Source organism: Bacteroides sp. L008, from assembly GCF_040812255.1.
Classification (GTDB): Bacteria; Bacteroidota; Bacteroidia; order Bacteroidales; family Bacteroidaceae; genus Bacteroides; species Bacteroides vicugnae.
Map to the genome: position 1 here is coordinate 1,149,984 of NZ_JBFNXO010000001.1, position 14,741 is coordinate 1,164,724.

12 protein-coding genes are annotated in these 14,741 nt (G+C 37.3%); 10 read left to right on the top strand and 2 right to left on the bottom strand.

All coding sequences use genetic code 11. The features are described from left to right. Positions 1–152 precede the first annotated feature (152 nt). The 10 genes from AB3G73_RS04570 to AB3G73_RS04615 all read left to right on the top strand — a co-directional run bounded on the left by AB3G73_RS04570 (position 153) and on the right by AB3G73_RS04615 (position 10,358). Complete coding sequence (locus AB3G73_RS04570; RefSeq protein WP_148366693.1) at positions 153–1,148, top strand: MoxR family ATPase; 996 nt, start codon at positions 153–155, stop codon at positions 1,146–1,148. A gap of 83 nt (positions 1,149–1,231) precedes the next feature. Continuing rightward, positions 1,232–2,101: a DUF58 domain-containing protein gene (locus tag AB3G73_RS04575; protein WP_148366692.1), complete on the top strand. Its 870-nt coding sequence runs from the start codon at positions 1,232–1,234 to the stop codon at positions 2,099–2,101. An 11-nt stretch (positions 2,102–2,112) separates the two neighbouring features. Continuing rightward, positions 2,113–3,189, top strand: coding sequence for a hypothetical protein (locus tag AB3G73_RS04580; RefSeq protein WP_004325925.1), 1,077 nt, complete (start codon positions 2,113–2,115; stop codon positions 3,187–3,189). A gap of 49 nt (positions 3,190–3,238) precedes the next feature. Next, the gene (locus AB3G73_RS04585) at positions 3,239–4,222 is read left to right on the top strand and encodes a VWA domain-containing protein (protein ID WP_148366691.1); all 984 of its coding nucleotides are present in this window, start codon (positions 3,239–3,241) and stop codon (positions 4,220–4,222) included. Positions 4,223–4,267: 45 nt separating this feature from the next. Beyond that, entirely contained in the window at positions 4,268–5,296 is a 1,029-nt protein-coding gene (locus tag AB3G73_RS04590) for a VWA domain-containing protein (protein ID WP_258980655.1), read from the top strand. Between the two features lie 8 nt (positions 5,297–5,304). Then, positions 5,305–6,027, top strand: coding sequence for a tetratricopeptide repeat protein (locus tag AB3G73_RS04595; RefSeq protein WP_004295972.1), 723 nt, complete (start codon positions 5,305–5,307; stop codon positions 6,025–6,027). 31 nt (positions 6,028–6,058) lie between these two features. After that, positions 6,059–7,888 (top strand): BatD family protein, encoded by a 1,830-nt coding sequence (locus tag AB3G73_RS04600; RefSeq protein ID WP_259022943.1) that lies wholly within the window; start codon positions 6,059–6,061, stop codon positions 7,886–7,888. An 18-nt stretch (positions 7,889–7,906) separates the two neighbouring features. After that, a complete protein-coding gene (locus AB3G73_RS04605) occupies positions 7,907–8,740 on the top strand; it encodes a tetratricopeptide repeat protein (protein ID WP_074559635.1) in 834 nt (277 codons plus the stop codon). A 128-nt stretch (positions 8,741–8,868) separates the two neighbouring features. Next, complete coding sequence (locus AB3G73_RS04610) at positions 8,869–9,159, top strand: hypothetical protein (protein ID WP_004295969.1); 291 nt, start codon at positions 8,869–8,871, stop codon at positions 9,157–9,159. Between the two features lie 77 nt (positions 9,160–9,236). Further along, positions 9,237–10,358, top strand: coding sequence for a universal stress protein (locus tag AB3G73_RS04615; RefSeq protein WP_148366689.1), 1,122 nt, complete (start codon positions 9,237–9,239; stop codon positions 10,356–10,358). Between the two features lie 241 nt (positions 10,359–10,599). Here the strand turns inward: AB3G73_RS04615 and AB3G73_RS04620 are convergent, their stop codons facing one another. Then, positions 10,600–11,814, bottom strand: a complete 1,215-nt coding sequence (locus AB3G73_RS04620) for a M48 family metallopeptidase (RefSeq protein WP_074559631.1) — start codon at positions 11,812–11,814, stop codon at positions 10,600–10,602. 32 nt (positions 11,815–11,846) lie between these two features. After that, the gene (gene gyrA, locus AB3G73_RS04625; protein ID WP_148366682.1) at positions 11,847–14,423 is read right to left on the bottom strand and encodes a DNA gyrase subunit A; all 2,577 of its coding nucleotides are present in this window, start codon (positions 14,421–14,423) and stop codon (positions 11,847–11,849) included. Between the last annotated feature and the right edge of the window lie 318 nt (positions 14,424–14,741).

Genomic DNA, 14,741 nt, shown 5'->3' on the forward strand with positions numbered 1-14,741 from the left:
CTTAATCTAAAGATTTCGCATTGTTTTTTAATAAAAATTAGTTGCAATCGTTAATTATATGGCGTACTTTTGGGGCAAAATAAAAAGCCTTATGACACAGGCAAGGCTTACATAAAATTAATGGGATTTAAATAATAAAATATTAAGTATTTATGGCTGAATCAATTGATATCCGCGAGCTAAATGAGCGGATTGAAAGACAAAGTGCTTTCGTTACCAATCTTACGACAGGTATGGACCAAATCATTGTTGGTCAGAAACATTTGGTTGAATCACTGCTTATCGGATTACTTTCCGATGGCCATGTCCTCTTGGAAGGTGTGCCTGGTTTGGCGAAAACTTTGGCTATTAAGACACTCGCTTCTCTGATTGATGCGAAATATAGCCGTATCCAGTTTACGCCGGACTTATTGCCTGCAGACGTTATCGGTACAATGGTTTACAGTCAGAAAGATGAATCTTTTAAAGTGCAGCGCGGACCTATTTTCGCAAACTTTGTATTAGCTGATGAAATTAACCGTGCTCCTGCAAAAGTACAAAGTGCTTTGCTGGAAGCAATGCAGGAACGTCAGGTTACTATTGGTAAAGAAACATTCATGTTACCGGAACCTTTCCTTGTATTGGCAACTCAGAATCCTATCGAACAGGAAGGTACTTATCCGCTTCCTGAAGCACAGGTTGACCGTTTCATGCTGAAAGTAGTCATTGATTATCCGAAGTTGGAAGAAGAAAAATTGATTATTCGTCAGAATATCAATGGTGAGAAGTTTAATGTGAAGCCTATTCTAAGAGCGGATGAAATTATTGAAGCACGTAAAGTTGTTCGTCAAGTTTATCTGGATGAGAAGATCGAGCGTTATATTGTAGATATTGTATTTGCAACTCGTTTCCCTGATAAATATGACCTCAAGGAACTGAAAGATATGATCGGATTCGGAGGTTCACCTCGTGCGTCTATCAATCTGGCATTAGCTGCTCGTACGTATGCATTCATCAAACGTCGCGGCTACGTTATTCCGGAAGATGTACGTGCTGTAGCACATGATGTTCTTCGCCACCGTATCGGATTGACCTACGAAGCTGAAGCTAACAACATGACTTCGGACGAAATTATCAGTAAGATTCTGAATAAGGTTGAAGTGCCCTAATTTGTAGTTATAATACAGTCAATAAGTAGTCATAAGTATCTATGCATGACTACTTAACTACCTACTAATTAACTACTGTATAAATGGAAACAAGTGAAATACTAAAAAAAGTTCGCCAAATTGAAATAAAGACACGAGGATTGTCTAACAATATCTTTGCAGGCCAGTATCATTCGGCTTTCAAGGGTAGGGGTATGTCATTTTCGGAAGTCCGTGAATATCAATTCGGTGATGATATACGTGACATAGACTGGAATGTGACTGCGCGCTTCAATAAACCTTATGTGAAAGTGTTTGAAGAAGAACGTGAACTGACAGTTATGTTAATGGTTGATGTTTCCGGAAGTTTGGAATTTGGTACGATCAAGCAGCTAAAGAAAGATATGGTGACGGAAATCGCTGCTACTCTTGCTTTCTCTGCCATCCAGAATAATGATAAAATAGGTGTGATTTTCTTTTCAGACCGGATAGAGAAGTTTATTCCTCCCAAGAAAGGACGTAAACATATCTTATATATTATCCGAGAATTGATTGATTTCCAACCGGAAAGTCGTCGCACAAATATTCGTCTTGCCTTGGAATATTTGACAAACGTAATGAAAAGACGTTGCACTGCATTTATCTTATCAGATTTTATTGACCAGGAAAGCTTTAAGAATGCGCTGACCATTGCTAACAGGAAACATGATGTAGTAGCATTGCAAGTATACGACAGGAGACTTAGTGATCTTCCTCCAGTAGGACTGATGCGAATCAAAGATGCAGAAACTGGGCATGAACAATGGATTGACACCTCTTCCAAAGCTGTACGCCGGGCACATCGCGACTGGTGGATACAAAAGCAGACTGAACTGAACGATACTTTTACCAAAAGCAACGTAGATGCTGTATCCGTCAGAACCGATCAGGATTACGTAAAGGCATTGTTGAATTTATTTGCCAAACGAAATTAATGGAATCAAAGATGAATAGAAATATTATTCTGATAGCATTATTAGGTCTATTGTTTGTCAGTAAAGCAGTAGCGCAGTCTGTTACAGTAGAAGCAAAAATTGATTCATTGCAGATACTGATCGGCGAACAGGCGAAAGTGCAATTGCAAGTAGCCATGGATGCCAAACAGCGTGCTATTTTTCCTGCTTACACTGATACGTTGGTAAGAGGTGTGGAAATTATAGAAACAGTCAAACCCGATACCCAATTCCTGAACGATCGCCAGCGGATGGTGATTACGCAGGAGTACATTATCACTTCTTTTGACTCTGCTCTATATTATCTGCCGCCAATGCCGGTTACCGTAGATGGGAAAGTGTACAACTCCAAAGCTTTGGCATTAAAAGTATATTCAATGCCGGTTGACACCTTACATCCTGACCAGTTCTTCGGACAAAAACCTGTGATGAAAGCGCCTTTCGCATGGGAAGACTGGTATGGATTGATCGCTTGCTCATTCCTGGCTTTACCTTTGCTTGGTTTACTGATTTATCTGATTGTTCGTATACGTGATAATAAGCCGATTATCCGTAAAATTAAAGTTGAACCCAAATTGCCGCCACATCAGGCTGCAATGAAAGAGATAGAACGTATCAAGACAGAGAAGGTATGGCAGAAAGGGCAATCGAAGGAGTACTATACCGAACTAACCGATGCTATTCGTACATATATTAAGGACCGTTTCGGATTTAATGCATTGGAAATGACTTCTTCTGAAATAATCGATCAGTTATTGGAAATGAATGATAAAGAAGCCATATCAGACCTAAAACTATTGTTCCAGACTGCTGATTTAGTGAAGTTCGCGAAGCATAATCCTCAGATGAATGAAAACGATGCTAATTTGATCAATGCCATTGATTTTATCAATGAGACCAAACAACCGGAAGAGGAAAATCAGAAACCGCAACCAACGGAAATCACTATTATTGAGAAACGTTCTTTACGTGTTAAAGCTATGCTGATTTGTGGAATTGCATTGTTATCAGCAGCATTGATCGGTACCTTTATATATATAGGTCTACAGTTATACAATCTTTTTGTATAAAGGATGTATAGCTTAATACTAAATAGTAAACTGTTAAATCATAAATAAAATGGTTTTTGCCAATATTGAATATCTGTTTTTGCTATTATTGCTTATACCGTATATTGTATGGTATATCCTGAAGCGAAAGAAAAGTGAAGCAACTCTTCAAATTTCGGATGCCCGGGTATATGCACATACACCTAAAAGTTATAAGAATTATTTGTTGCATGTTCCATTTCTATTACGCTGCCTTGCTTTAGTACTGGTTATTTTGGTTCTTGCACGCCCGCAAACTACTAATAAGTGGCAGAACAGTGAGATAGAAGGAATTGATATTATGCTGGCTATCGACGTTTCTACCAGTATGCTGGCTGAAGACTTGAAGCCGAACAGACTGGAAGCTGCTAAAGACGTAGCTGCAGAGTTTATCAATGGACGTCCCAATGATAATATCGGTATTACATTATTTGCAGGAGAAACTTTTACCCAATGTCCGTTGACTGTAGACCATGCTGTATTGTTGGATATGATACATAATATCAAATGTGGTCTTATCACTGACGGTACTGCTGTCGGTATGGGTATTGCAAATGCTGTAACCCGCTTAAAAGATAGCAAAGCAAAATCCAAAGTTATTATCCTATTGACGGATGGTACTAATAATAAGGGAGATATTTCACCAATGACAGCGGCAGAAATAGCAAAAAGCTTTGGTATTCGTGTATATACCATCGGAGTAGGTACCAATGGAATGGCTCCTTATCCTTATCCAGTCGGAAATACGGTGCAATATGTAAGTATGCCGGTAGAAATTGATGAAAAGACATTGACAGAGATCGCCGGAACGACAGATGGTAACTATTTCCGGGCTACTAGCAACTCGAAGCTTAAAGAAGTATATGAAGAAATTGATAAACTGGAAAAGACTAAACTGAATGTAAAAGAGTATAGTAAGCGGGACGAAGAATATCATTGGTTTGCTTTAGCAGCTTTCCTCTGTGTCTTGTTGGAAGTACTATTACGTAATTCGGTACTCAAGAAAATTCCATAAGGATGTTTGTCAATCGTTATTTGCCAATCATAAAATAGTAAGAAGATGTTTCGATTTGGAGAACCTACATATTTATATTTATTGCTGCTATTACCTTTTTTAGCAGCTTTCTACTTGTATTCCAATTACAAGAGGAGAAAGAATATCCGACATTTCGGAGATCCGACTTTGTTGGCTCAGTTAATGCCTGACGTATCCAAATATCGTCCGGATGTAAAATTCTGGATTATTTTTGTTGCTATTGGTTTGTTCTCCGTATTACTGGCACGCCCTCAATTCGGTTCAAAACTGGAAACGGTTAAACGTAAGGGAGTAGAGGTAATTATTGCTTTGGACATTTCAAACTCCATGTTAGCGCAGGATGTACAGCCTAGCCGTTTAGAAAAAGCAAAAAGATTAATATCCAGATTAGTAGATGAGCTTGATAATGATAAGGTAGGTATGATTGTATTTGCCGGTGACGCTTTTACACAGCTGCCAATTACAAGTGACTATATTTCTGCTAAGATGTTCTTAGAATCCATTAGTCCTTCGTTGATTTCTAAACAGGGTACAGCTATTGGGGAAGCAATCAATCTGGCAGCCCGTAGTTTCACCCCGCAAGAAGGGGTAGGTCGCGCCATTATTGTCATTACTGATGGTGAAAATCATGAAGGTGGTGCAGTGGAAGCTGCCAAAGCTGCGGCAGAAAAGGGTATTCAGGTAAGTGTATTGGGAGTAGGTATGCCTGATGGCGCTCCAATACCGGTGGAAGGAACGAATGATTACCGCCGCGACCGGGAAGGTAATGTGATCGTTACCCGTTTGAATGAAGCTATGTGTCAGGAAATTGCAAAAGAAGGAAAAGGTATATATGTACGAGTAGATAATTCTAATTCAGCCCAAAAGGCCATCAATCAAGAAGTAAATAAAATGGCGAAGTCTGATGTAGAGTCGAAAGTATATACGGAGTTTAACGAACAATTCCAGGCTATTGCATGGGTTATTCTACTATTGTTATTGGCAGAAATCTTAATTCTGGATCGCAAAAATCCTTTATTTAAGAACATTCACCTGTTTTCTAATAAGAAATAGTTATACGTATGTTAAAAAGTAAATATATTCTATTCGCTGTATTTCTGTTAGCGGCAGCTGGTGTATCGGCTCAGAAAGCAGAACGCGACTATATCCGTAAGGGAAACCGTCTGTTTAATGATAGCGTATTTGTTGATGCAGAGGTGAACTACCGGAAGGCCTTGGAAGCTAATCCCAAGTCTACGGTATCCATGTATAATCTAGGAAATACCCTTTCGCAACAGCAAAAGTTTCAGGATGCCATGGAACAATATGTATCGGCCAGCAAAATAGAAAAAGATAAAATGAAACTCGCCCATATTTACCACAATATGGGAGTAATTTTCCAGGCTGGTAAAGACTATGCCAAAGCTGTAGATGCATATAAAATGTCACTGCGTAATAATCCTACCGATCATGAAACCCGGTACAATTTGGCTCTCGCACAGAAAATGCTGAAAGACCAACAAAATCAGCAGAATCAAGATCAAAATCAGGACCAAAACAAAGATCAGCAAAAGCAAGATCAGAAACAAGACCAGAATAAAGACAAACAGAAGGATCAGAAACAAGATGAAAAGAAAGATCAGCAGCAACCACCGAAATCTGAAAAGAAACAAGACAATCAGATGTCGAAGGAGAATGCTGAACAATTACTGAATTCTGTCATGCAGGACGAGAAAGATGTGCAGGATAAAGTGAAGAAACAACAAAAAGTTATGCAAGGCGGTCGCTTGGAAAAAGATTGGTAATATAAAGTTGATGATATAAATTTCATAAGCAATGAAAAAACTGATTATTATATTGATGGCATTGATAGCATATAGCACTCATGCGTTTGCTGATAAGGTGTCTTTTACTGCTTCTGCTCCTGATGCAGTGGTAGTAGGCGAACAATTCAGGCTGTCGTATATTGTAACTACACAAAAAGTGAAAGATTTTCGGGCACCATCAATCAAAGGTTTTGATGTATTGATGGGTCCAAGCCGTTCACAACAAAGTAGTACTCAAATAGTGAATGGTAATGTTACATCTACTAGTAGTATTACATTTACATACATATTAATGGCTAATAATGCCGGAGAATACACAATACCCGGTGCCTCCATTGTTGCCGATGGTGACCAAATGGTGTCAAACTCAGTAAAGATTAAAGTATTGCCACAAGATCAAGGTGGCAATAACGGGCAAAATAATAGTAGTAGTGGTTCTATACATTCCTCATCTAGTACAAGTGTCTCTAATCAGGACCTTTTTATTATGGCAAGTGCCAGTAAAACAAATGTGTATGAACAGGAGGCTTTTGTCCTGACCTATAAAATATACACCAGAGAATCCAACTTACAACTTAATAATGCGAAATTGCCCGACTTTAAAGGTTTCCATTCTCAAGAAATAGAAATGACAACTAATGCAAGATGGACTCCGGAGCATTATCAGGGACGTAATTACTATACAACGGTTTATCGCCAGTTTGTTCTCTTCCCGCAACAATCAGGAAAGCTATATATTGATCCAGCACAGTTCCAGATGACTATCGGAAAACCTGTGCAATCAGATGATCCTTTTGATGCCTTCTTCAATGGAGGAAGTAATGTCATTGAAATTAAAAAAAATATTTCCACTCCTAAGATAGCAATAAATGTCAATCCGCTTCCTACGGGTAAACCTGCAGATTTTTCAGGTGGAGTGGGAGAGTTCAATATATCTTCTTCTATCAACAGTAAGGAACTGAAAACCAATGATGCTATTACTATTAAACTGGTAATATCCGGTACAGGTAACCTGAAGTTGATTTCTAATCCGGAAATTAAATTCCCGGATGATTTTGAAGTATATGATCCCAAAGTAGACAATCAAGTCAGATTAACCCGGGAAGGACTCACAGGCAATAAAATTATTGAATATTTGGCAATTCCGAGACATGCCGGAACATATAAGATTCCGGGAGTATCTTTCAGCTATTTTGATATTCGCTCCAAGTCTTACAAAACACTGAAAACAGAAGATTATGTAGTAAATGTTGAGAAAGGTGCAGGTAATGCGGATCAAGTAATTGCTAACTTCACGAATAAAGAGGACTTGAAAGTATTAGGTGAAGACATCCGTTATATCAAACAGAATGAAGTTACTCTCCAACCTAAAGGAAGTTTCTTCTATGGTTCAATGACATATTGGTTGTTCTATATCATTCCGGCTCTTGCCTTTATTATTTTCTTCATTATTTATCGTAAACAAGCTGCTGAAAATGCAAATGTTGCTAAAATGCGTACGAAAAAAGCAAATAAAGTGGCAACGAAGCGAATGAAGCTTGCAGGAAAATTACTCTCCGAAAATAAAAAAGATGCTTTCTACGATGAGGTATTAAAGGCATTGTGGGGATATATAAGTGACAAACTGAATATTCCGGTATCTCGTTTATCTAAAGATAATATTGAAGAAAAACTAAGAAATCACGGAGTAAATGAGGAACTGATCAAAGAATTCCTGAACGCATTGAATGATTGTGAATTTGCCCGGTTTGCTCCAGGTGATGAGAATCAAGCTATGGATAAAGTTTATTCTTCTTCAATAGAAGTAATAAGCAAAATGGAGAATTCAATAAAACATTAACCCAGAAGAGATTATGTCATGAAAAAGATATTATTTTTTATATTATTATCAATGTCGCTTACTTGTTTCGGACAAGATTCGTTAAGCATTGATACTAGACAAACGAATGGAGTTGATTCTATCCACGCTTCGCATACCACATTTTCCAGTAATACACTGGAAGATGCAACAAAAGCTGAAGGAGATTCCGCATATATAAAAGAAGATTATGCAGCAGCTATTCAGATATATGAAGCATTACTGAAAAATGGAGAAGCTGCCGATGTCTATTACAATCTGGGAAATAGTTATTATAAAATAGGGGAGATAGCGAAAGCTGTTTTAAATTATGAGCGTGCTCTGCTATTACAACCAGGAAATGGTGACATCCGTGCTAATCTTGAAGTGGCACGTGCAAAAACAATAGACAAGGTTGAACCTGTTCCTGAAGTGTTCTTTGTATCATGGATCAAGTCTCTGACAAATAGTATGAGTGTAGATGCATGGGCCACATGGGGGATTGTCTCCTTTATTCTATTGATTATCGCTCTCTATTTCTTTATATTCTCCAAACAGATTATGTTAAAGAAAATAGGATTCATATCAGGACTCATTTTGCTGATTGTCACCATTTGCTCTAATCTTTTTGCTTCGCAACAAAAAGAACATTTGGTTAATCGAAGTGAGGCGATAGTAATGAATCCGAGTGTAACAGTACGGAGTACTCCAAGCGAAAGTGGAACTAGCTTGTTTATTCTCCATGAAGGGAGAAAGGTAAGTGTCAAAGACAACTCCATGAAAGAATGGAAAGAAATTCGACTGGAAGATGGAAAAGTCGGGTGGGTACCAGCTTCTGCTATCGAGGTGATATAAAGGTCATTAATAGATTTTATATATTCAAGAAAAAAAGATAAGCAAATAATTTGTTTTATCTTTTTTTTTGCTTAAGTTTATAGCGTGATAAAAAAATCACATAGTATTAACCATTAAATTTATGAGACATGAGAACAATAACGTTTAATGAACTTCGTAAAATTAAAGATTCATTGCCTAGCGGTAGCATGCATAGAATAGCAGACGAACTTGGTTTGCACGTAGATACAGTGCGAAACTTCTTCGGAGGACACAATTTCAAGGAGGGAAAAAGCGTCGGAATACATCTCGAGCCCGGTCCAGATGGTGGGCTTGTAATGTTGGATGACACGACCGTTCTTGATCGGGCTTTAAAAATCCTAGATGAATTGAATATGAGTATGCAAAAAGAACAGGCTACCGAATCTGTGCAAGTTTAAAATATAACAAACTGAATCCCAATTGAATCAAACAATTGGGATTTCTTATTTGTTTTCACCTTATAAAATGTACATTTATGGAAGACAAATTAGTAACCCTGGCCATTCTGACATACACCAAAGCGCAGATCTTAAAGAATGTCTTGGAAAATGAAGGTATAGAAACCTACATTCATAACGTTAATCAAATACAACCGGTTGTTTCATCGGGAGTGCGTTTAAGAATTAAAGAAAGCGATTTGCCACGTGCTTTAAAAATAACAGAAAGTTCTACATGGCTGTCTGAAAGTATAGTGGGAGAGAAGGAGCCCAAAGTGAAAGATAAATCAAATAAGATTTTAATTCCTGTCGACTTCTCTAATTATTCGATGAAAGCATGTGAATTTGCATTTAACCTGGCAAAAATAGAAAATGCGGAAGTCATCCTGTTGCATGTCTATTTTACGCCTATATATGCTTCGTCGTTGCCTTATGGAGATGTTTTCAATTACCAGATTGGAGATGAAGAATCTGTAAAAACGATTATCCAAAAAGTCCATTCTGATCTCAATGCTTTATCAGAGAAGATAAAAGAAAAAGTTGCATCAGGCGAATTTCCCAACGTTAAATATAGCTGCATCTTACGTGAAGGTATTCCAGAGGAGGAAATCTTAAGATATGCCAAAGAACAGCGTCCTATGGTTATCATTATGGGTACCCGAGGTAAAAATCAGAAAGACATTGATTTAATTGGCAGTGTAACCGCTGAAGTTATTGACAGAAGTCGCACGACTGTATTGGCTATTCCAGAAAATACACCATTCAAACAGTTTAGTGAAGCAAAACGGATTGCCTTTATTACCAATTTTGATCAAAGAGATCTAATTGCTTTCGAGGCATTCTTTAATACTTGGAAATCATTCCATTTTTCTGTATCTTTGATACACCTTACAGATTCTAAAGACACCTGGAATGAAATAAAACTGGCAGGTATAAAAGAATATTTTCACAAGCAATATCCGGGGCTTGAAATTCATTATGACGTAGTGATGAATGATAATTTATTAAAGGGACTTGATCAGTATATCAAAGATAATCATATAGATATAATCACTTTGACTTCTTACAAAAGGAATATATTTGCTCGATTATTTAATCCAAGTATTGCCAGAAAAATGGTTTTTCATTCAGATACACCATTGCTTGTTATTAACAGCTGATCAGATCAGGCAAAAAATAAGCGTCCAAGATTAGGGAATAATTAATATTATGTTTAATATAAAAAGGAGTAATATAATGACCTTACTCCTTTTTCTATTTTTATTTAAATAAAGAAAATGATCTGTTCCCACTCAAGTCCATATCAAATATAAGATTTTTCAATTACTACTTTAAATTATATGAATAAAAAAGAAGACTACTATTTCTAGTAGCCTTCTTATATTTTTTCAGAAAACGATCTTACTTCATCATCTTATCGATTTCTTCGAATTCAGGTCCCATATTCAAGTTATAGTAAACTCTGTAAAGACCTTGCAACCATAAATCTTGTTGATCGGGTTTTAAAGCTCTGGCTTTTTCATAGAATGGTTTAGCTTCTTCGTAGAATTTCTTAACCACAGCCTGTGCTTCAGCATACTTAGGATCATTGATGTCCGTTGTTGCTTTATCAGCATAATCCTGTGCTTTCATCAAATATACCAAACCTACATTAGAGTATGCTTCTGCATATTCCGGATCAGCAGCAATAGCTTTTTTGTAGTATTCGATTGCATTATCATATTCTTTCATATTATGATAAAGATATGCTTTTACATACAAATACAACTTGTTATTAGGATCATTAGCTAACATTCTATCAGCAAACTCCATAGCTTTAGAAGCTTGATTAGAACTATTATAATAATCAACCAAATTAGCGAAGAAATAATCATTTCCAGGGAACTTAAGGATGCCCTCTTCCAAAGACTTAATCCATGCAGCAGTATCCCCTTTAGCCTTGTAAGCATCAGCCATCAACTGCATTGCAAATTTGCCACCATCTTTATCAGATAAAGCCATAGGGGCATATTTGATAATTGCATCTTTATCACCCACTCTATCAGCAGCTAATGTTGCGTAATAAGCAATTTGCGGAATAAGAGTATCATTTTTAGCCAATTCTTTATCAGCTAACATCGGATAAGAAGCTGACTCCACATAGGTTGCAAAAAACTTCAAAGCTTCTTTATTCTTGTCCAGATTGAAATACTGAATACCACCATTAATCAAATTTGGACGTTCAGCCAACATACTGGAAGCATTAGCCTTCCGATATTTGTTTTTAACTTTTCCCTTTTCATTAGGTATTTCCGCTAATTCATCACACTTATTATAGTACTCATACATTTTCAAAATACTATTGTATACTTTCAATGTATCATACGGCTTTTTCAAAAAAGCATTTTTCATTTGCTCCTCGTTGATACGTCTCTGAATAAATCCAGCAACGTCCCATGTGTCAGCAAGATCCTTCGTTTCAGGATTCTTCATAGCTTCCTTAATAAGCTGTTCAGCCTGCTTAAAATTAGGTTTTACGTCATTAGCCATACTCTTTGCTTCCTTTACATTCTTCATTTGTGCGAATGAGAAGCTAACAGCCATCAATAAAACCATCGAAAATAATACTCTTTTCATGATTGTTGTTTGATTAATTATTAATATTATGTCTATTCCTCAATTTCGTTATTGCTTTCGTTTTCATTTACGTCCGCTACATCATCAATATCAGGAGCATCAGCATTCGGATCACTCACGATTGTACCCTCTGCCTCTTCTGCCGGAATTTCATCTTCAAGACTTTCTGTCATAACCTTACATACCGAACCAATCTGGTCGTTACGTTTTTCAAGATTTATCAGACGAACGCCTTGAGTAGCACGGCCCATTATACGAACATCCGCTACCTTCAAACGAATAGTGATACCAGACTTATTGATAATCATCAAGTCATTTTCATCGGTTACTGATTTGATTGTTACCAACTTACCTGTCTTTTCGGTAATATTCATAGTCTTCACACCCTTACCTCCACGGTTCGTTTTACGATAGTCCTCAATTTCAGAACGTTTACCATATCCTTGTTCAGAAACTACCATTACAGATTCTGTCTCCAAATCTTTAATACAAATCATTCCTATTACTTCATCCTGACCATCATTATCCAACGTAATACCACGTACACCTGTTGCTGTACGTCCCATTACACGAACTGCTGCCTCATGGAAACGAATTGCACGTCCATTGCGGTTTGCAATGATGATTTCATTATTTCCATTCGTCATACGAACTTCAATTACGCTATCATCTTCACGGATAGTTATAGCATTTACACCATTCTGACGGGGACGAGAATACTGTTCAAGCAATGTCTTCTTTATTACACCTTTCTTAGTACAGAATAATACATAGTGACTATTGATGAACTCTGAATCCTCTAAACTCTTCACACGCAAGTATGCAGTTACATTATCATCTGAATCAATATTCAACAAGTTCTGAATAGCACGGCCCTTAGAATTCTTCGTTCCTTCAGGTATTTCATATACTTTCAACCAATAACACTTACCCTTTTGTGTAAAGAACATCATGGTATTGTGCATAGTAGCAGGATAAATATGCTCAACAAAGTCTTCATCACGGGTTTCCGTTCCTTTCGAACCTACTCCACCACGATTTTGTGCACGGAATTCGGTCAATGGTGTACGTTTAATATACCCCATATGAGAAATTGTAATAATCATCTGATCATCTGCATAGAAGTCTTCCGGATTAAATTCCTCTGAAGAATAAACAATTTCAGAACGACGTACATCTCCATATTTCGCTTTAACTTCTAACAATTCCTCTTTCATTACCTGACGGCATACTTCCTCATCAGCCAGAATACTTTCCAAATAAGCTATTTGCTTCATTATTTCTTCGTATTCTGCATGAAGTTGATCCTGCATCAGACCAGTTAACTGACGCAAACGCATTTCTACAATTGCGCGAGCCTGAATTTCTGTCAGGTTAAATCGCTCAATCAAGCCTGTTATAGCATCATTCGGAGTTTTTGCAGCACGAATGATACGAATTACTTCATCAATATTATCCGAAGCAATGATCAGACCTTCAAGAATGTGCGCACGCTCTTTCGCCTTACGAAGATCGAACTGAGTACGACGAATAACAACTTCGTGTCTATGCTCAATGAAATATTTAATTAAATCTCTTAGATTCAACGTTTTTGGACGTCCATGAACCAAAGCCACATTGTTAACACCAAAAGAGGTCTGCAAAGCTGTCATTTTATAGAGTTTATTCAACACTACACTTGCATTTGCATCACGTTTTATGTCAATAACAATACGCATACCATCACGGTCAGACTCATCGTTGGCATTTGAGATACCTTCTATCTTCTTATCATTTACAAGATCAGCAATATATTTAATCAGTTCGGCCTTATTTACATTATAAGGAATCTCTGTTATTACGATCTTGTCATGTGTTTGTCCGCTTTCAATTTCAGCTTTCGCACGCATAATTACACGTCCGCGACCTGTCAAATATGCTTCGCGTACCCCACTCACACCATATATATATCCGCCAGTAGGGAAATCCGGTGCTTTGACAAATTCCATCAGTTCCTCTACCGTAATTTCCGGATTATCAATATATGCATCACATGCTTCAATCACTTCCGAAAGATTATGAGGAGGCATATTGGTAGCCATACCAACAGCAATACCGGATGCTCCGTTCACCAGAAGGTTCGGGATACGCGTCGGCATCACCTTAGGTTCCACCAGTGTATTATCAAAGTTAGGTTCAAAATCAACGGTTTCCTTATACAGGTCATCCATCATTGCTTCACCCAACTTATTAAGACGAGCTTCTGTATAACGCATAGCAGCAGGGCTATCACCATCCACAGAACCAAAGTTCCCCTGTCCATCTACCAAAGGATAACGCATTGCCCATTCCTGCGCCATACGTACCATTGCAAAATAGACAGAAGAATCCCCATGAGGATGATACTTACCAAGTACCTCACCCACGATTCTCGCTGACTTTTTATAAGGTTTGTCTGAAGTATTGCCTAATTCCATCATTCCGTATAAAATTCTACGGTGAACAGGCTTAAATCCATCTCTAACATCCGGAAGGGCACGCGAAACGATGACCGACATGGAGTAGTCAATGTACGATGACTTCATTTCCTCCTCGATGTTAATCTTTATAATTCTGTCTTGTTCAAGCATTTAAAATGATTATTAATTATACATTCTACGGTTTGTGAAAAACCACGCTAAAGTACTACTTTTCCCCGATATACGAAAGTTTTTAGAAAGAAAGTTTTATCATGACCGGGACGATAACCCACTAAACTTTAAAATACGAAAATAAAAAGATAAAAACGATAAATATAATATGGAAAGATAAATAACATCGGCAAAAAAGAGCCTGTTATTTGTTATACCTTATATATATAATACAAATACACTGTTTTTATGGCACGCCATTTGTAGATATAAGAAATAAAGCAAATATTGCAATACAAACTTGATTAAATGCGTATA